The organism is Mesorhizobium sp. Root102, assembly GCF_001425625.1.
GTDB lineage: Bacteria > Pseudomonadota > Alphaproteobacteria > Rhizobiales > Rhizobiaceae > Mesorhizobium.
The window spans coordinates 197,164-212,999 of the sequence record NZ_LMCP01000046.1; the positions used below are offsets into that span (position 1 = coordinate 197,164).

The 15,836-nt window shown below is 62.6% G+C and carries 19 protein-coding genes and 1 tRNA gene; 8 read left to right on the top strand and 12 right to left on the bottom strand.

The window, feature by feature from the left end; genetic code table 11:
* Positions 1–104: 104 nt before the first annotated feature.
* The 6 genes from deoA to ASD12_RS29255 form a co-directional block, all read right to left on the bottom strand.
* Positions 105–1,424 (bottom strand): thymidine phosphorylase, encoded by a 1,320-nt coding sequence (gene deoA / locus ASD12_RS29230; RefSeq protein WP_056595039.1) that lies wholly within the window; start codon positions 1,422–1,424, stop codon positions 105–107.
* Positions 1,424–2,233: a purine-nucleoside phosphorylase gene (locus tag ASD12_RS29235; RefSeq protein WP_056595041.1), complete on the bottom strand. Its 810-nt coding sequence runs from the start codon at positions 2,231–2,233 to the stop codon at positions 1,424–1,426. The genes deoA and ASD12_RS29235 overlap by 1 nt, the downstream gene beginning before the upstream one ends.
* Before the next feature lie 30 nt (positions 2,234–2,263).
* Positions 2,264–2,656, bottom strand: a complete 393-nt coding sequence (cdd, locus tag ASD12_RS29240; RefSeq protein WP_056595042.1) for a cytidine deaminase — start codon at positions 2,654–2,656, stop codon at positions 2,264–2,266.
* A 62-nt stretch (positions 2,657–2,718) separates the two neighbouring features.
* Positions 2,719–3,690 (bottom strand): ABC transporter permease, encoded by a 972-nt coding sequence (locus tag ASD12_RS29245; protein WP_056595045.1) that lies wholly within the window; start codon positions 3,688–3,690, stop codon positions 2,719–2,721.
* A 1-nt stretch (position 3,691) separates the two neighbouring features.
* Complete coding sequence (locus ASD12_RS29250) at positions 3,692–4,831, bottom strand: ABC transporter permease (RefSeq protein ID WP_056595047.1); 1,140 nt, start codon at positions 4,829–4,831, stop codon at positions 3,692–3,694.
* Positions 4,828–6,360 carry an ABC transporter ATP-binding protein gene (locus ASD12_RS29255; RefSeq protein ID WP_056595049.1) on the bottom strand — a complete coding sequence of 511 codons (1,533 nt, stop codon included), beginning with the start codon at positions 6,358–6,360 and terminating at the stop codon, positions 4,828–4,830. Before ASD12_RS29255 ends, ASD12_RS29250 begins: the two co-directional genes overlap by 4 nt.
* Before the next feature lie 218 nt (positions 6,361–6,578).
* Between ASD12_RS29255 and ASD12_RS29260 the strand changes: the two genes are divergently transcribed.
* Positions 6,579–6,785, top strand: coding sequence for a SlyX family protein (locus ASD12_RS29260; protein WP_181956538.1), 207 nt, complete (start codon positions 6,579–6,581; stop codon positions 6,783–6,785).
* Between the two features lie 23 nt (positions 6,786–6,808).
* Positions 6,809–7,201: a hypothetical protein gene (locus tag ASD12_RS29265; RefSeq protein WP_056595054.1), complete on the top strand. Its 393-nt coding sequence runs from the start codon at positions 6,809–6,811 to the stop codon at positions 7,199–7,201.
* A 77-nt stretch (positions 7,202–7,278) separates the two neighbouring features.
* Here ASD12_RS29265 and ASD12_RS35650 read toward each other — a convergent pair whose 3' ends face one another.
* Positions 7,279–7,521, bottom strand: coding sequence for a GNAT family N-acetyltransferase (locus tag ASD12_RS35650; RefSeq protein WP_244483019.1), 243 nt, complete (start codon positions 7,519–7,521; stop codon positions 7,279–7,281).
* Between ASD12_RS35650 and ASD12_RS35655 the strand changes: the two genes are divergently transcribed.
* The gene (locus ASD12_RS35655) at positions 7,453–7,641 is read left to right on the top strand and encodes a hypothetical protein (RefSeq protein WP_056595056.1); all 189 of its coding nucleotides are present in this window, start codon (positions 7,453–7,455) and stop codon (positions 7,639–7,641) included. The genes ASD12_RS35650 and ASD12_RS35655 overlap by 69 nt on opposite strands.
* 153 nt (positions 7,642–7,794) lie before the next feature.
* Here the strand turns inward: ASD12_RS35655 and ASD12_RS29275 are convergent, their stop codons facing one another.
* The 4 genes from ASD12_RS29275 to ASD12_RS29290 all read right to left on the bottom strand — a co-directional run bounded on the left by ASD12_RS29275 (position 7,795) and on the right by ASD12_RS29290 (position 10,960).
* On the bottom strand, positions 7,795–8,784 hold the full coding sequence (locus ASD12_RS29275; RefSeq protein ID WP_056595059.1) for a BMP family ABC transporter substrate-binding protein: 990 nt from the start codon (positions 8,782–8,784) through the stop codon (positions 7,795–7,797).
* Between the two features lie 307 nt (positions 8,785–9,091).
* The gene (gene msrA / locus ASD12_RS29280; RefSeq protein ID WP_056595061.1) at positions 9,092–9,757 is read right to left on the bottom strand and encodes a peptide-methionine (S)-S-oxide reductase MsrA; all 666 of its coding nucleotides are present in this window, start codon (positions 9,755–9,757) and stop codon (positions 9,092–9,094) included.
* A 37-nt stretch (positions 9,758–9,794) separates the two neighbouring features.
* Complete coding sequence (locus tag ASD12_RS29285) at positions 9,795–10,118, bottom strand: hypothetical protein (RefSeq protein WP_056595063.1); 324 nt, start codon at positions 10,116–10,118, stop codon at positions 9,795–9,797.
* A gap of 137 nt (positions 10,119–10,255) precedes the next feature.
* Positions 10,256–10,960, bottom strand: a complete 705-nt coding sequence (locus ASD12_RS29290) for a hypothetical protein (protein ID WP_056595066.1) — start codon at positions 10,958–10,960, stop codon at positions 10,256–10,258.
* A 362-nt stretch (positions 10,961–11,322) separates the two neighbouring features.
* Between ASD12_RS29290 and ASD12_RS29295 the strand changes: the two genes are divergently transcribed.
* The 3 genes from ASD12_RS29295 to ASD12_RS29305 all read left to right on the top strand — a co-directional run bounded on the left by ASD12_RS29295 (position 11,323) and on the right by ASD12_RS29305 (position 12,888).
* Positions 11,323–11,412: transfer RNA gene (locus ASD12_RS29295), tRNA-Ser, on the top strand.
* A 295-nt stretch (positions 11,413–11,707) separates the two neighbouring features.
* Positions 11,708–12,004 (top strand): hypothetical protein, encoded by a 297-nt coding sequence (locus tag ASD12_RS29300; protein ID WP_056595068.1) that lies wholly within the window; start codon positions 11,708–11,710, stop codon positions 12,002–12,004.
* Between the two features lie 581 nt (positions 12,005–12,585).
* Complete coding sequence (locus tag ASD12_RS29305) at positions 12,586–12,888, top strand: DUF982 domain-containing protein (RefSeq protein ID WP_056595069.1); 303 nt, start codon at positions 12,586–12,588, stop codon at positions 12,886–12,888.
* Positions 12,889–13,158: 270 nt separating this feature from the next.
* On the opposite strand, the gene ASD12_RS29310 is transcribed toward ASD12_RS29305, so the two are convergent.
* On the bottom strand, positions 13,159–13,656 hold the full coding sequence (locus ASD12_RS29310; RefSeq protein ID WP_056595074.1) for a ferritin-like domain-containing protein: 498 nt from the start codon (positions 13,654–13,656) through the stop codon (positions 13,159–13,161).
* A 363-nt stretch (positions 13,657–14,019) separates the two neighbouring features.
* Here ASD12_RS29310 and kdpF point away from each other — a divergent pair, with 363 nt between their 5' ends.
* Positions 14,020–14,109: a K(+)-transporting ATPase subunit F gene (kdpF, locus tag ASD12_RS33760; protein ID WP_015315765.1), complete on the top strand. Its 90-nt coding sequence runs from the start codon at positions 14,020–14,022 to the stop codon at positions 14,107–14,109.
* A gap of 20 nt (positions 14,110–14,129) precedes the next feature.
* Positions 14,130–15,833: a potassium-transporting ATPase subunit KdpA gene (gene kdpA / locus ASD12_RS29315; RefSeq protein WP_056595076.1), complete on the top strand. Its 1,704-nt coding sequence runs from the start codon at positions 14,130–14,132 to the stop codon at positions 15,831–15,833.
* Positions 15,834–15,836: the final 3 nt, after the last annotated feature.

Here is a 15,836-nt window from a genome sequence, read left to right on the forward strand (position 1 = left end):
GCGTCGCGTTCGACGCGCCTTAGGTCTTTGATTTTATGCATGTCGTTTTCCCAACAAAGCATGATGTCGTCCGAAAACCGCTTCACACTTTTCGGCATCATGCTCTAGCCCCGCGGCAGAATCCGCCGGATGACCGACTTGTCGGCGGCCGGCTTCGAAGCGCCGACCGTATAGGCCGAAAGCACAGCGGCGGCGGCGACCTCGGCATCGGCCAATGAGCGGGCATGGACCAGCGCCAGCGGCTCGCCGCTCCTCACCTCCGCACCGATCGGCAACAGCCTGGTGATGCCGACCGCGGGGTCGACCTTGTCGTCCGGCCGCGTGCGTCCGCCTCCCAGGCCAACCACGGCGAGCCCGATGTCGCGGGTCGCGATGCCGGTGACGAAGCCATTCGCCGTCGCCTTGACGGCAAACTCGGTCGCCGCCGCAGCCAAGTATCTTTCCGGCTTCTCGATGAAATCGGCCGGGCCGCCGAGCACGGCGACCATGCGCGCGAAGGTGGCGGCGGCGCGGCCGCTGGAGAGCGTCTCGGTGGCGCGCCGCATGCCATCCTGGTTGGACGAAACCAGTCCCGCCGACTGCAGCATCTCGGCGGCCAGCGCCAGCGTCACATCCTCGAGCCGACGGTCACGAAACCGACCGGTGAGGAAATCGACGGCGTTGCGCACCTCGACGGCGTTGCCGGCGGCCGACGCCAGCGGCTCATTCATGCCGGTGATCAACGCCGAAGCCTTCAGCCCGGCGCCACTGGCGATCTCGACCAGGCTGTTGGCGAGTGCGGTGGCGTCGCGCGATTTTTCCATGAAGGCGCCGTTGCCGACCTTGACGTCGAGCACCAGCGATTGCAGCCCGGCCGCCAGCTTCTTCGACAGGATCGAAGCGGTGATCAGCGGCACCGATTCGACCGTGCCGGTGACGTCGCGGATGGCATAGAGCCGTCGATCGGCCGGCGCGAGGTCGGCGGTCTGGCCGATGATGGCGCAGCCGGTTTCGAGCACCGCCTTGCGAAAAAGTGCAATATCGGGCTGGCTGATGTAGCCAGGGATCGCATCCATCTTGTCCAGCGTGCCGCCGGTGTGGCCAAGGCCGCGGCCTGATATCATCGGCACATAAGCGCCGCATGCGGCGACGATCGGCGCCAGCATCAGCGAAACATTGTCGCCGACGCCGCCAGTCGAATGCTTGTCGGTGACCGGGCCGGGCAGGTCCGACCAGTCGAGCACGTCACCGGAATCGCGCATCGCCAGGGTCAGCGCCACAGCCTCGTCGCGGTTCATTCCGTTGAAGAACACCGCCATGGCGAAAGCGCCGACCTGGCCATCCGAAACGGCCCCTGACGTCACGCCCTCGACGAAGTCGGCGATCTCCTGCTCCGACAGCCTCAGGCCATCGCGCTTGCGGCGGATGATTTCCTGGGGAAGCATCAGCTCTCCAGCAGTCCGTCGCGGAACACGCGCTGCAGGATCTTTGCCAGCCGCGCGCCGCCTATCGGCGCCATGTCCTTGGTCTCCTGGTGCGAAAGCTCGGCCCCGGTCATGCCGGCCGCCAAATTGGTGATGACCGAACAAGCGGCGACGCGCAGTCCAAGGAAACGGGCGAGAATGACCTCCGGTACGGTCGACATGCCGACCGCGTTGGCGCCCATGACGCGCGCCATGCGGATTTCAGCGGGTGTTTCGAAGCATGGCCCCGAGAACCACATGTAGACACCCTTGTGCAGCGTGGTGCCGGTCGCTTTCGCCGCCCGTTCGATGGCCTTGCGAATGCCGGCATCATAGGCCTCGGTGAGACCAACGAAGCGGCGGTCGCTGGGCTCGCCGATCAGCGGGTTGGTGCCAGAAAAATTGATGTGGTCCGATATCAGCATCACCGAGCCCGGCGGCATGTCGGGATCGACCGAGCCGGCGGCGTTGGTGAGGATCAGTTTCGCGATGCCGATGCCGGCAAGCACTTCCAGCACCGGTCGCATTGCCGCAGCAACGCCGTGCTCGTAGTAGTGGGCGCGGCCGGACAGCATCAGCACCGGCACACCGGCAAACAGCCCCGCGACCACTTCACCGGCATGGCCGGTGACGCCGCTTCTTGGAAAGCCCGGCAGGTCGGCATAGGGGATGCGGATCGGATGCTCGATCTGGTCGACCAGCCCGCCCAGGCCCGAACCCAGCACCAGCGCTGTCAACGGCGCCAAGCCGTCCAGTCTTTCGATGAGATGGTCGAGAGCCTTTTCCGTCATTGCAGCCAGCTCTTCATTTCAGCCCGTTGTTCATTTCAAAATGTCGCCGCGGAAGCCGTAGGGCAGCATCTCGCCCATGGTCACGGTCTCGGCCACACCGGCATTGTCGCAGAGATATAGCTTTGTTTCCGGCCGGCAGAATTCGGCCAGTCGCTGCCGGCAGCCGCCGCAAGGCGAGCACTTCGCCATGCGCTCGGCAAGAACGGCGATTTCCACGATCTTGCCGCCACCGCCCATGATGTAGTGGCTGAGCGCTGTGGTCTCGGCGCACCAGCCTTCCGGGTAGGACGCGACCTCGATATTGGCGCCTGTAAAGACACGTCCGTCCTCGGTGCGCAAGGCAGCGCCCACCGGAAATTTCGAATAGGGCGCGTAGGCCTTGGCCATGGCAGCCTTGGCGGCCTCAAACAGATCATGCGACATTCAGCTGTTCTCTCCGATGATCGTGTCCAAAACCCGGCACCAAGCCGCCCCGTTGCTGCGGCTCAGCGTTCCTTCACGTAAGGCACGCCGCCGGCGCGTGGCGGAATGGCCTTGCCGATGAAGCCGGCGAGCAGGATGACGGTGAGGATGTAGGGCAGCGCCTGCATGAACTGCACCGGCACCTTGCCGATGATCGGCAGCGGCGAGCCTTGCAGGCGAATCGACAGCGCGTCGAGGAAGCCGAACAACAGGCAGGCGAACATGGCGTTGACCGGCTTCCACTTGGCGAAGATCAGCGCGGCCAGCGCGATGTAGCCCTTGCCGGCGGTCATGTCCTTGACGAAGCCACCATTTTGCACCATCGACAGATAGGCGCCGGCAATGCCGGTGAGGATGCCGGTGCAGATCAGCGCCCGGTAGCGCAGCCAGGCGACGGAGATGCCGGCGGTGTCGACGGCGGCCGGGTTCTCGCCGACGGCGCGCAGGCGCAGGCCGAATCGGGTGCGAAACAGCACCCACCAGGTGAACGGCACCATCGCGAAGGCGAGGTAGACCAGGATCGAGTGACCCGACAGCAGCTCGGCATAGATCGGTCCGAGGATCGGCACGTCGTGGATGGCGTCGGCACCCGGCAGAGTAATGGCCTCGAAGCGCTCGCCCGGTTGCAGCGCCGGCGTGCGCCCGCCCTGCTGGAACCAGGCCTGGCCGAGAATGATGGTCGAGCCGGCGGCGATGAAATTGATCGCCACGCCGGAGACGATCTGGTTGCCGCGATGGGTGATGGAGGCAAAGCCGTGGATCATGGCAAAGGCGACCGAGATCAGGATCGCCATGCCGAGGCCGAGAAAGGCCGAATGGAACACGGAAGCGGCCGCAGCACCGGCGAAGGCGCCGACCAGCATCTTGCCTTCGAGGCCGATGTCGAAGATGCCGGCGCGTTCCGAATAGAGGCCAGCGAGGCAGGCGAGCAGCAGCGGCACCGAGAGGCGGATGGTGGAGTCCAGTGTCTGGACGACTGCGTTGAACACGTCCATCTCAGGCACCCTTCCCCTTGACCGCTTCCATGCCGACCGATCGCGGGCTGAGCGAGGCGAACAGCGCCTGGATGTAAGGCCGGAACATGTGCTCGAGGGCGCCGGCAAACAGGATCACCAGACCCTGGATGATGACGATCATGTCGCGGCTGATCGCCGGCATCTCGAAGGCGAGTTCGGCGCCGCCCTGATAGAGCATGCCAAACAGGATCGCCGCCAGCACGATGCCGACCGGATGCAGGCGGCCCATCAGCGCCACGGCGATGCCGACGAAGCCGGCGCCGGAAACGAAGTCGATGGCGACATTGTGCTGGTCGCCCATCACCGGATTGAGCGCCATCATGCCGGCGAGAGCGCCCGAGATCATCATGGCGGTGATGATGATGCGGGTTTCGGAAATGCCAGCATAGCGCGCCGCCTTCGGGCTGTGGCCGTAGGTGCGCATCTCATAGCCGAGCTTGGTGCGCCAGATCAGCAGCCAGACCAGGAAGGCCATGGCCAGCGCCAGCAGGAAGGAAATGTTGAGCGGCGCCGAACGGATCTTGGCGCCGAACAGTTCGATGATCCAGTTGAGCTTCGGCAATTCCGCGCCGGCGAGGAAGTTGCGCGTCTGCGGCGCTTGCGATGCTGCCGGCTTCAACGGCCCGACCAGCAGGTACACCATGATCGAGGCGGCGATGAAGTTGAACATGATGGTGGTGATGACGATGTGCGAGCCGCGCTTGGCCTGCAAGTAGGCGGGGATAAGCGCCCACAACGCGCCCACGAGCGCCGCGGCAACGATCGCCAGCGGAAAGGTCAGCCACCACGGTAGTGTGCTGTCGAAGCTCAGGCAGACGATGGCGATGCCAAGGCCGGCAATGTAGGCCTGCCCCTCGGTGCCGATGTTGAACAGGCCACAATGCGCTGCCACGGCGACCGAAAGCCCGGTGAATATGAAGGTGGTGGCATAGAAGAGGGTGAAGGCAATACCTGTGCCCTTGCCGAAGGCGCCTTCGACCAGGATGACAGCGGCGCGGAACGGATTCTCGCCGACCAGAAGCACGACGAAGCCGGCGACGACGAAGGCGACGAACAGATTGATCAGCGGGATCAGGCCGTAGTCAGCCCAGGCCGGCAGTTTGGCGTAAGGCGTGCTCATTCGGCGGCTTCCTGATGCTCGACGCCGGCCATTAGCAGGCCGAGCTCGCCTTCGGTCGCTTCCGGGCCTCGTTCGCCGACGATGCGGCCGGCAAACATCACCAGGATGCGGTCGGAAAGCGAACGGATCTCGTCCAGCTCGACCGACACCACCAGCACCGCCTTGCCCTGGTCGCGCATGGCGATCAGGCGCTTGTGGATGAATTCGATGGCGCCGACATCGACGCCGCGCGTCGGTTGGCCGACGATGAGAACACCCGGGTCCTGTTCCATCTCTCGCGCGAGCACGATCTTCTGCTGGTTGCCGCCGGAGAAATTGGCGGTCTTCAGCCGGCAGTCCGCGGGGCGGATATCGTATTTGGCGATCTTGTCCTTGGCATCGTTGCGGATGGCCTCGATGTTGAGGAACGGACCCTTCAGATAGCGGGGGTCGTCATGATAGCCGAGGATGGAATTCTCATTCTCCTCGAAGGCCAGCACCAGCCCGACGTGATGGCGGTCCTCAGGCACATGCGCCAGGCCACGGTCGCGCAATTCTCCGGGGTCGGCGGCACCGGTCAGGTCGATCGGCTTGCCGTCGAGCATGACCGAGCCGGAGACTGCGCGCCTGATGCCGGAAATCGCCTCGAGCAGTTCGGATTGGCCGTTGCCGGCGACACCGGCGATGCCAACGATCTCGCCGGCCCTGATATCGAAAGAGATGTCGTCGACCATGGTGACGCCGCGAGTGTCCTTCACGGTCAGGTTCTTGACCGCGAGCTTGACACCGCCGGCGTCCGCCTCGCCCTTTTCGACCCTGAGCAGCACACGTCGCCCGACCATCAGCTCGGCCAGCTCCTCTACGGTGGTCTTCTTGGTCTCGCGCGTCGCTACCATCGTGCCCTGGCGCATGACCGACACCGTGTCGGTGATGGCCATGATCTCGCGCAGTTTGTGGGTGATCAGCACCACCGTCTTGCCCTGTTCCTTCAACTGCCTGAGGATGCGGAACAGATGGTCGGCCTCGGCCGGCGTAAGCACGCCCGTCGGCTCGTCGAGGATCAAGATCTCGGCGCCGCGATAAAGCGCCTTGAGGATCTCGACGCGCTGCTGCAGGCCGACGGGCAGTTCCTCGATGATCGCATCGGGATCGACTTCCAGCCCGTATTCGCGTTCGAGACGCTCGAGTTCGGAGCGCGCCTTGACTATGCTCTTCTTCAGCAGCGCATCGCTCTCGGCGCCGAGGATGATGTTTTCCAGCACCGAGAAATTGTCGACCAGCATGAAATGCTGATGCACCATGCCGATGCCGAGCGCGATTGCGTCATTGGGCGTCTTGATCGAGGCCGGCTGGCCGCCGACGCGGACCTCGCCGCTGTCGGCCTGGTAGAAGCCATAGAGGATCGACATTAGCGTCGACTTGCCGGCCCCGTTCTCGCCGACGATGCCGTGGATGGTGCCGCGCACGATCTCCAGATTGATGTCGCGGTTGGCGCGCACGGCGCCAAAACTCTTGTTGATGCCGATCAGCTCGATTGCGGCTTGCGCCATGCAGCCTGTCCCACTCGTATTTTTTATCGCTTGGTCAAAACGCCTAGCATGACGCTCCGCCCATGCCAATTGGCAGGAGCAGTGTTCACTCTCGACAAATCCCGGTGCGCTTGTCAATTTCCAACGTGGCCGGGGCCTTCACATTCGCTAATATGGCAAAGCCGAAATTCGCATCACGGCGCACGACATCGCGGTGAAGGACTGGGGAATTCCATATGATCATGCCCGCCGATCGGCTGACGACGCTGGAGATCCGCGCTGCCGAACAGGAGAAGACCATTGAGGAACTGTCCGGCCAGATCGCCGAGCAGTGGAAGGTGATCGAACGCATGCAGCGCAAGCTCGACGCGCTGACGGATCGCTTCCTGGCGCTGGAGGAGCAGGCAGGAGATGATGTGCCTGTAACCAAGCCGCCGCATTGGTGAGGAAAAGGGGGAGGGTGCACGCCATGGCCAGTGAAAGCGATCGCGTCGCGCGGGCCGGCGACTATGTGCTCGGCCTGATGAACGACGCGGAACGTGAACGGGCCGAGCGCGATCTGGAGATCGACCCGGCCTTCCGCGACGCCGTCGTAGATCTCGCCGAACGCATGCACATCATCGGCCGTGCCGAACCGGCTGATGGCGAAGCGCGCTGGGAGCAGATCACCCAGTCCATTGTCGACCTGCCGCAGATGCGCAGCTCTGGCCTGGGCGATGCCAGGTCGCCAACCGTAATCCGAAGCCTGCCGCAGCGGCCGCACGGCATTGGCCCGCACACGCTTGGCGGCCGGCGCGGATTTGTCGTGGCCGTCGGGTTGATCGTGGCGTTCGCGCTGGGGTACCTGGCCGGCACATTTTAGAGCTTTCTTTCGGGATCATGCGCGCGGCCGGCACGACATCAGAGCCACCGTTTCGTCGTCCTGACCAAAAACCTCAATCATGGTCCAGCCAAGGCTGCGTAGAAATCACGTGCTTCCCATGTGTAGAGAGAGAGTGTCTCGACACCCCGCGCAGCCGCATGGGCTTTAGTCGCCCTGACCAGCGCGCTGCCGATCCCTGCGCCTCGATACCCGGCATCGACAACCAACCCGGCCAACCATGGCGTGAGACCATGCGCCGGTTCAAGTTCGTGCCGGACCAGCAGGCACGAGCCAACCGGCACATCGCCGATTCGGGCCACGAATGCCGCCTCGAAGCCATCACCGGCAAGCAGTCGGTGAAGGCCTGCCGCATCCTCTTCGACAGTCCTTGCCGTCCCCTCGAAAAAGGTGGCGAGGCGCAGTCGCGCGACGGCTGTTAAATCGCGCTCCCGCATGGGTTCGATTGTCGGCTGCATCCTTGTCCCGGAATGGTGTCCGTTGCGGGTGGCGAATATTTCGCTCGACCCGGTAGAAGGCAAAACCGCCGGGCTTGCGCCCGGCGGTTTGCGGATCTTGGCTTATGCCCGAGCCGCTCAATAGGGGCAGGCGTTGTCGGCGGTGTAGTCGTGCACCTCGATCTTGCCGGCGATGATGTCGGCCTTGGCCTTTTCGACGGCGGCTTTCATCTCGTCGGTGACCAGCGCCTTGTTGTTGTCGTCCATGGCGTAGTCGACGCCGCCTTCCTTGAGGCCGAGATTTTGCAGGCCGCCCTTGAATGTGCCGTTCTTGCCGTCCATGAAGGCGCTGTAGACGGCAACGTCGACGCGCTTCAGCATCGAGGTCAGCACTTTGCCGGGCTGCAGGCCGTTCTGGTTGGAATCGACGCCGATGCCGAGCTTGCCGGCATCAGCCGCCGCCTGCAACACGCCGACGCCGGTACCGCCGGCCGCAGCATAGACCACGTCGGAGCCTTGGTCGATCTGCGTCTTGGCGATCTCACCGCCCTTGGCCGGGTCGTTCCACGCGGCCGGCGTATCACCGGTCATGTTCTGGATGACGTCGGTCGCACCGGCCGACTTGGCGCCGCCGACATAGCCGCATTCGAACTTGCGGATCAGCGGGATGTCCATGCCGCCGACGAAGCTGACCTTCTTGGACTTCGAGGCCATCGCCGCCATGATGCCGACGAGATAGGAGCCTTCGTTCTCCTTGAATACCAGCGAGCGAACATTGGGCAGGTCGACGGCGTCGTCGATGATGGCGAAGTTGAGATCGGGATATTCGGCCGCGACCTTCTTCAGCGCATCCTCCCAGGCGAAGCCGGCCATGACGATCGGGTTGTGGCCGTCCTCGGCGAAGCGGCGCAGCGCCTGCTCGCGCTGCGAGGCATTGGACACCTCGAACTCGACATAAGCGACGCCGGTCTCGGTCTTGAACTTCTCGGCGCCGTGATAGGCAGCCTCGTTGAAGGATTTGTCGAACTTGCCGCCGAGATCATAGAGGATGGCCGGCTGGACATCCGCGGCGAAAGCCGGAAGAACCATTGCGGTTGCGGCCAGGAGGCCGAGAACGATACGTTTCATGTGATCCACACCCTGTCGGTTATTTTTCCGTTACGCACCGGATACCCGCCCGGTTCTCCGGCAGGCATACGACGTCAGCCAGGAGTGTACTCCCCTCCCGCTCGGGTCAATCTGGCATGGCCCGAAACAAAATTCACGCGGAATTTTGACCTTTTGGAAAAGCCTGGCGCGGGCAAGCCGCGATGCTCCTTGACCCTAAAGCGCGTCGCGTCGAAATGGAACCATGCGTCGAGCTTTAGGTCCCTGTTTCCATTCATGTGTTTGTCTCAAAACCGGGGCCACATTTTGAGCGACATGGATCAGGGCTTCAGGCGGAGGCGGCAGTCGGGATGGCGCAAGCCACTCCGGTGCCTTTGAGGCTGCAAGTGCCGTAAGGGTTCTTGGCCAGATATTGCTGGTGATCGCCTTCGGCAAAGTAGAATTCGGGCGCCGGCGCGATCTCGGTGGTGATCCTGCCGTGACCGGCAGCGCGCAGCGAGGCCTCATAGGCATCGCGCGAGGCGCCCGCCGCCCGCAATTGCGCATCACCTGATGTGTAGATCGCGGAGCGGTAGGTGGTGCCGACATCATTGCCCTGGCGCATGCCTTGCGTCGGGTCGTGGCTTTCCCAGAACAGCTTCAGAAGCGCGGCATAGGAGACGATCTTGGGATCGTGGACGACCAACACCACTTCGGCATGGCCGGTAAGGCCGGTGCAGGTCTCCTGATAGGTCGGATTGGGCGTGATGCCGCCGGCGTAGCCGACCGCTGTGACCCAGACACCTTCGATCTGCCAGAACAGCCGCTCAGCACCCCAGAAGCAGCCGAGCCCGAACATCGCCGTCTCCTGCCCCTCGGGATAGGGACCCTTGAGCGGTCTTTTCAAGACCTTGTGCCTGGGTGCGGTGGGGATCGCCCGTGCGCGGCCCGGCAGCGCCTCGGACGGCTTCGGCAGATTGAGTTTCTTGTTCAGCATGTCGCTGAGAAAGAACATGCGCGGCTTTCCTCTCTGGGGGAACGCAAGAAGCGGGTCATCTGGCCGCGAACTGTCCCGTGCGTCGTTGCCGCCTGTAGCCGATCGCATAGAGCAGGAAGGCCAGTACGGCAAAAACTGCGAAGCCGGGCTGGTTGAGCACCCAGGCGATGGCGCCGTCCCAAAGCAGCGGACCGGCCTTGGCGCGAACGAAGGTCTCGAAGGCGGCCCGCGTGTCGGGCGACACGGCCAGCCAGCTGGTGTTGAGCGGGGTCAGCACCAGCACTGATGCCGCCACGGTGCGTGTAGCGTCGAGCACCGCCATGATGACGGAGATCGACAGCGCGACCATTGCGGCAAGACGGAAGACGAAGCGAAACATTAGAGACCTTCCTCCGGCCTTTCCTCAAGCTCCTCCCGAGGGCCTTCCGGCACGTTTCGAAACGACAGATAGAATGCGCATGCCTGGTGCGCAATCGCCATACGCGAATTTGAAGCCTATGCTTTCTCTGGTCGACCCTATGCCACCGGCTTGCGTTTGCGCCGTTGGACGCGCCAGACGGCGAAAATGCCGCCGCCGATGGCACCGATCACAAGCCCGGCCAAGCCAATGAAGACGGCGAAATAGCCGCAGGCGCCTTCGAAGCAGCTCATGTCGCTGGCGTCGGCAATGATCGAGCCGGCGACGAAGCCGGCGAGGGCGCCAATGACCGCGCCAAGGATGATGCCGAGCAGGGCGGCGACGATCGACACGAAGACCGGCGGCTCTTCGGTTCCCGGCTTGGCATAGACGGCCCCGGCTTCGGAACCGCGGCGTATAAGATAGATGCAGAGAACCCCGATGGCGATTTCCGCAACGGTGATGGTAAGCGCCTTGCCTGAAAAGACGACATCGGAAATCGTTAGCACATAGGCCTGCCGCGCCAGCAGCCAGACGATGGTGGCGATCTGCCAGATGGTGAACTGGCGCGGGAAGCGCGCCGAGCGGCCAAAGGCGAGGCCGAGCAGATAGAGCCCCCATAGAATGGTGATGATGTCGACGGCGAGCCCGCCATAGATGAGATAGAAAACCCTGTCAGGCAGGCTGTAGTCCCACACCAGGCGCCAAGTGGATATCAGGCCGTAGACCGACCATGCCATGACGAAGACGAGCCAGCCCGGCGGCACGAAGGACAGCCCGCTGTCCGGCCGCCTGACCGGCGTCTGCCCATTGCTCGATGTCATGTCCGCACGATGCCCCCGCAAAGCCTTGTCACTCGACAGGCGGCTCTGGGGGAAGTCAAGGGCGGCCGGCCTCGCGGTCGGGGCTGTGCACACCATTGCGGTCGCGGCGCTGCAAAAACGGGCACGCCGGCGGCCTTGCGAAACACAGTGTGGCCGGCAAAGCGAATAGACTGCCGTTATGGCTTGGCATTCGCCGTCGGATCGACTAGATGAGCCCCGCGCCTGTTGCTTTGACGGCTCAGGTGTGGGGGAAAGGCGTTTGCTGGTTGGCGACGCCGATGGCGGAAATTTCGCCTTGCCCCAAGGGAGGTGCATCTCCCCCAACCCGCGCGGCGAAACCGGCCGACGCGACATGCATGGACGGAGAGGTGGCCGAGTGGTTGAAGGCGCACGCCTGGAAAGTGTGTTTACGGGAGACCGTAACGCGGGTTCGAATCCCGCTCTCTCCGCCACTTCTTAGTGAAATCAATTGATTAGCTCTTATTTTCGGGGGGCATATCCTTGGCGAAACATGAAGACCCGCACGAGGCGGGATTCTGTTTCGCCACGTTAGCAACGATCAGGCTGGCAGCAGCACATTGTCTGGCACCATTCTGTCTGGCCCACGTCTTTTCGGGTCGATCGCGCGCTGGCGTACATTTCTCGGCTTGCTTGCGTGAATAGGCCCAAGAAAGTTTTATTCGTATTTTAACTAATGAAGCTCATCATAATAGATGGTGTTGTATCGACTCGCGGGGGCAGAGTGGAATGACTGACCTGGATGACGAAGATGACGTCTCAAAACCCAGCCCATCCAAACGCTGGCGAACAATAGCTCTGAAGACAGTACAGTTTGTCCCATCTGTTATTTCGATAGGGTGTGCCGTCACGGTTGGCTATTTTGCCTATATGGCCGCTAACCAAAAACCGCCCGCCGATATAGCGGCACTGGCAGTGTCGATCCTCAAGTCCAGCGATGCGTCCCCGGAAATGCGGGAATGGGCCGCGGACGCCATAGGAATACAGAACGATATTGGCATGCCGGCCAGATCCATTCGGCAATGAAACTGTGGTACGCGCAGATCGCCAAGTGCAACCGGGCATCCGACGCAAGGCCCCAGACGCATTTCCCCGGGCCGCATAAACGGACCAGCGCGAGAACGGCCCACGGCACCAACGGGTGACAAATAAAAAGCGACGCCAGCCCTCTGTTAGGTGCGGTCGTCTACCGATCTGGTGGCCTTACTGCGGCACGCAAGTGGAAGGTGTGCAGTCGGCGGTGACGGCGGACAATCTCTCCCGCTTTACCAGAATTGGCTTTTCGTAGGTCTTTCTCATCCGAAATCCCCCTGGCTCAGACCACGTCAGAATTCATCGCCGGCGGCCTACTTGTCAAGTAACGGCTAAATCCTAGGCGCCAGCCTCGCGCAGAATTGCAGACTCAACCGTACCCACGGCCATGGCTGGCGGACCGGACACACGATGCAAGCCTTCGAAGCAACCGCTTCGACAGCAGCCGGGCACATCCAAAAGAACGTTCACGCCCAGCTTGGAACCCCCTGCCTCGTTGCGCGTTTCTTGGCGTCCCGTTCGCGGACCCGCCCGGATATTTCTCCAAGCGCGGGATAAACTCAGGAGCCCCCTTCATGCACGACAAGCTGTTTCATTCACCGGTCGCATTGACCGTCGGCCTCGGCTTCAAGCGTGAGATAACCTCACTGGCCGAAATGCACGATTTTCTGACCGACTGGACGACCTCCCGCCGCGGCCGGCTTTACCGCAATGCGGTCAAGGCATGTGAGCTCGCCATTCGGGGCTATGTGACCATCGAGCAGGCACGCCGGGCGCTGCTCGAATTTGCGCAAGCCACCGGCATCCTGTGGCCGGACCTCGAGCCGGTCGCGGGCGTGCACGCCGTTGCGCGCGGTTATGGCGGGTACGCTGCCTGAGGATTGATGCGACCTTCCATCACGGTGGCCTAAGCTACACCAGCCCCCCTCAGAAAGTCCGGCTTGGCCCTCCCCAGCCGGGCTTTCACTTTTCCAGCGATCCAGGAGACCGCCATCTCGCAGCCGAGGCTGACGACGTTGCGCCCCGCTGGCAATCAACTTGTGTCGAACCTATGTGCGTCGCCGAGTTCGATCCGACCTATCTCAGCAACGATGTGGGAGCCGCGCCAGATCGTTTAGACGCAGCCCACCGATCATTCTTTTACGAATCTACGCGGCTTCCGCCGCGACGTTAACGGCCGACTCCGCGAGCTGCGTCAGTGCTTCGTCGGTGGCCTTTTCCTCCTTCAGCGTTGCTTCAAGCAGCGTCACCGCCTCATTCAGGCCGAGTTCGCCGGCCCAGGTCCTCAGCGTGCCATAACGCGAGATCTCGTAGTGTTCGACCGCTTGCGCGGCAGCCAGCAGGCCGGCGTCAAGCGCGGGAGATCCCTTGTACTCCTCCATGATCTCGGCGCCTTCGTCGGTGATGCCCATGATGGCCGCACAGGTCTTGCCGGCCGGCTTCTTGCCGATGACACCGAAGACTTTCTCCAGCCTCGCGACATGTCCTTCGGTCTCGGTGCGGTGCTTTTCGAAGGCGGCTTTCAGGTCGGCACTTTGCGCGGCCTTGGCCATTTTCGGCAACGTCGCCAATATCTTCTTTTCGGCGAAATAGATGTCTTTCAGCGTGTCGTGAAACAGGTCGTCGAGCATTTTCTGCTTTGCCATTGTCGTCTCCTTTAGTGCGTGGGCCCTCAAGTCGACAATCTCCCGTCCGGGGAATCGTTCCGCCCGCTTCGAACGGAAATCTTTATAAAATTCCTATTTCTTTCCACTGCGCCCCGTCTCGAACCTTTATGGCGGCCCGGTCTATATTCCACCTTGAGCAGGCGCCGGACGCTGTGAGAGATCGAAGTGGCGCGCCGTTTTCACGTAATTGCCAGCCTGCGAACAGCAGGCGCAACGTAGAAAAATGTAAGCAAGGAACAAGCATAATGGACGTCATTGTTCTCGGGATCGGGGCTTTGTTTTTCGCCCTGTTCTTCGCCTATGTCAAAGCCTGCGACAGAATTTGAGCTAGAGGATCGGACCATGCTAGTCGATTACATCCTCGGTGGTGGCGTGACGTTGTTCCTGCTCGCCTACCTGACCTACGCGCTCATTCGTCCAGAACGCTTCTGAAGGCACGGAAAGCCACAGCCATGACAACAAACGGTTGGATACAAATCCTGGTTTATTGCGGGATCATCATTTTGCTGGTGAAGCCGCTCGGCGGCTACATGCACCGCGTCTTCAACGGCGACCGCACACTGCTTTCGCCAATCTTCGGCCCGCTCGAGCGCGGACTCTATCGTATTTGCGGAACCAGCGAGCGCGAGGAACAGCACTGGGCGACCTACGCGGTCGCGATGCTGTTGTTCAACCTTGCCGGCTTCCTGGTGCTCTATGTCCTGCAGCGCCTGCAGGGAAGCCTGCCTTACAATCCGGCCGGCATGACCGCGGTTGAACCAGGACTGGCCTTCAACACCGCCGCCAGCTTCATGACCAACACCAACTGGCAGAATTATGGTGGCGAAAGCACGATGTCCTATCTCGTGCAGATGGCCGGCCTGACGGTGCAGAATTTCGTTTCGGCGGCCACGGGTATCGCGATAGCCATCGCGCTGATCCGCGGCTTTGCCCGGGCATCGGGCAAGTCGATCGGCAATTTCTGGGTCGATATGACCCGTTCCACACTCTATCTGCTGTTGCCGTTCTGCGTCGTGCTGACGCTGGTCTATGTCTGGCTCGGCATGCCGCAGACGCTCGGAGCCTATGTCAACGCCACGACGCTCGAGGGCGCGCAGCAGACCATCGCCGTCGGTCCGGTCGCTTCGCAGGTGGCCATCAAGATGCTCGGCACCAATGGCGGCGGCTTCTTCAACGCCAATGCCGCGCACCCCTTCGAGAATCCCGACGCGATCTCCAACCTGATCCAGATGGTGTCGATCTTCGCCATCGGCGCCGCCTTGACCAACGTCTTCGGGCGCATGATCGGCAACCAGCGCCAGGGCTGGGCGATCCTGTCGGCCATGGGCGTCATGTTCATCGCCGGTGTCGCCATCTGCTACTGGGCGGAAGCCACCGGCAATCCGCTGGTACACGCGCTGGGCATCGAGGGCGGCAATATGGAAGGCAAGGAGAGCCGCTTCGGCATAGCTCTGTCGGCGCTGTTTGCCGTCATTACCACTGCCGCTTCCTGCGGCGCCGTCAATGCCATGCACGGTTCGTTCACCGCGCTCGGCGGCATGATCCCGATCATCAACATGCAGCTTGGCGAAGTTATCGTCGGCGGTGTCGGCGCCGGCCTCTACGGCATCCTGATGTACATCGTCGTCGCCGTCTTCGTCGCCGGTCTGATGGTTGGCCGCACGCCCGAATATCTCGGCAAGAAGATCGAGGCCAAGGAGGTCAAGATGGCGATGCTGGCCATCCTGTGCCTGCCGCTGGCGATGCTGATCTTCACGGCCATCGCGGTGGTTCTGCCGACCGGCGTGGCGTCGATGGGCAATGCCGGCCCGCACGGCTTCTCGGAGGTCCTCTATGCCTATACGTCGGGTGCTGCGAACAATGGTTCAGCCTTCGGCGGCCTCACCGGCAACACGCCCTGGTACAACATCACCATCGGCATCGGCATGCTGACGGGCCGCTTCCTGGTCATCATCCCGGCGCTGGCCATTGCCGGCTCGCTGGTGGCGAAGAAGACGGTTCCAGCCTCCGCCGGCACCTTCCCGACCGATGGCCCGCTGTTCGTCGGGCTGCTGGTCGGCGTCATCCTCATCGTCGGCGGTCTGACCTTCTTCCCGGCGCTCGCCGTCGGGCCGATCATCGAGCACCTGGCGATGATTCACGGGCAGACCTTCTGAGGC

Coding starts and splice junctions, on each gene's coding strand:
- ASD12_RS29250 (WP_056595047.1), bottom strand. CDS start 4,831: ATGAGCACGCCTTACGCCAAACTGCCGGCCTGGGCTGACTACGGCCTG.
- msrA (WP_056595061.1), bottom strand. CDS start 9,757: ATGTTCTTTCTCAGCGACATGCTGAACAAGAAACTCAATCTGCCGAAG.
- ASD12_RS29265 (WP_056595054.1), top strand. CDS start 6,809: ATGGCCAGTGAAAGCGATCGCGTCGCGCGGGCCGGCGACTATGTGCTC.
- kdpA (WP_056595076.1), top strand. CDS start 14,130: ATGACAACAAACGGTTGGATACAAATCCTGGTTTATTGCGGGATCATC.
- deoA (WP_056595039.1), bottom strand. CDS start 1,424: ATGCTTCCCCAGGAAATCATCCGCCGCAAGCGCGATGGCCTGAGGCTG.
- ASD12_RS29290 (WP_056595066.1), bottom strand. CDS start 10,960: ATGACATCGAGCAATGGGCAGACGCCGGTCAGGCGGCCGGACAGCGGG.
- ASD12_RS29285 (WP_056595063.1), bottom strand. CDS start 10,118: ATGTTTCGCTTCGTCTTCCGTCTTGCCGCAATGGTCGCGCTGTCGATC.
- ASD12_RS29245 (WP_056595045.1), bottom strand. CDS start 3,690: ATGGACGTGTTCAACGCAGTCGTCCAGACACTGGACTCCACCATCCGC.
- kdpF (WP_015315765.1), top strand. CDS start 14,020: ATGCTAGTCGATTACATCCTCGGTGGTGGCGTGACGTTGTTCCTGCTC.
- ASD12_RS29305 (WP_056595069.1), top strand. CDS start 12,586: ATGCACGACAAGCTGTTTCATTCACCGGTCGCATTGACCGTCGGCCTC.
- ASD12_RS29300 (WP_056595068.1), top strand. CDS start 11,708: ATGACTGACCTGGATGACGAAGATGACGTCTCAAAACCCAGCCCATCC.
- cdd (WP_056595042.1), bottom strand. CDS start 2,656: ATGTCGCATGATCTGTTTGAGGCCGCCAAGGCTGCCATGGCCAAGGCC.
- ASD12_RS29275 (WP_056595059.1), bottom strand. CDS start 8,784: ATGAAACGTATCGTTCTCGGCCTCCTGGCCGCAACCGCAATGGTTCTT.
- ASD12_RS35655 (WP_056595056.1), top strand. CDS start 7,453: ATGCGCCGGTTCAAGTTCGTGCCGGACCAGCAGGCACGAGCCAACCGG.
- ASD12_RS29310 (WP_056595074.1), bottom strand. CDS start 13,656: ATGGCAAAGCAGAAAATGCTCGACGACCTGTTTCACGACACGCTGAAA.
- ASD12_RS29255 (WP_056595049.1), bottom strand. CDS start 6,360: ATGGCGCAAGCCGCAATCGAGCTGATCGGCATCAACAAGAGTTTTGGC.
- ASD12_RS29235 (WP_056595041.1), bottom strand. CDS start 2,233: ATGACGGAAAAGGCTCTCGACCATCTCATCGAAAGACTGGACGGCTTG.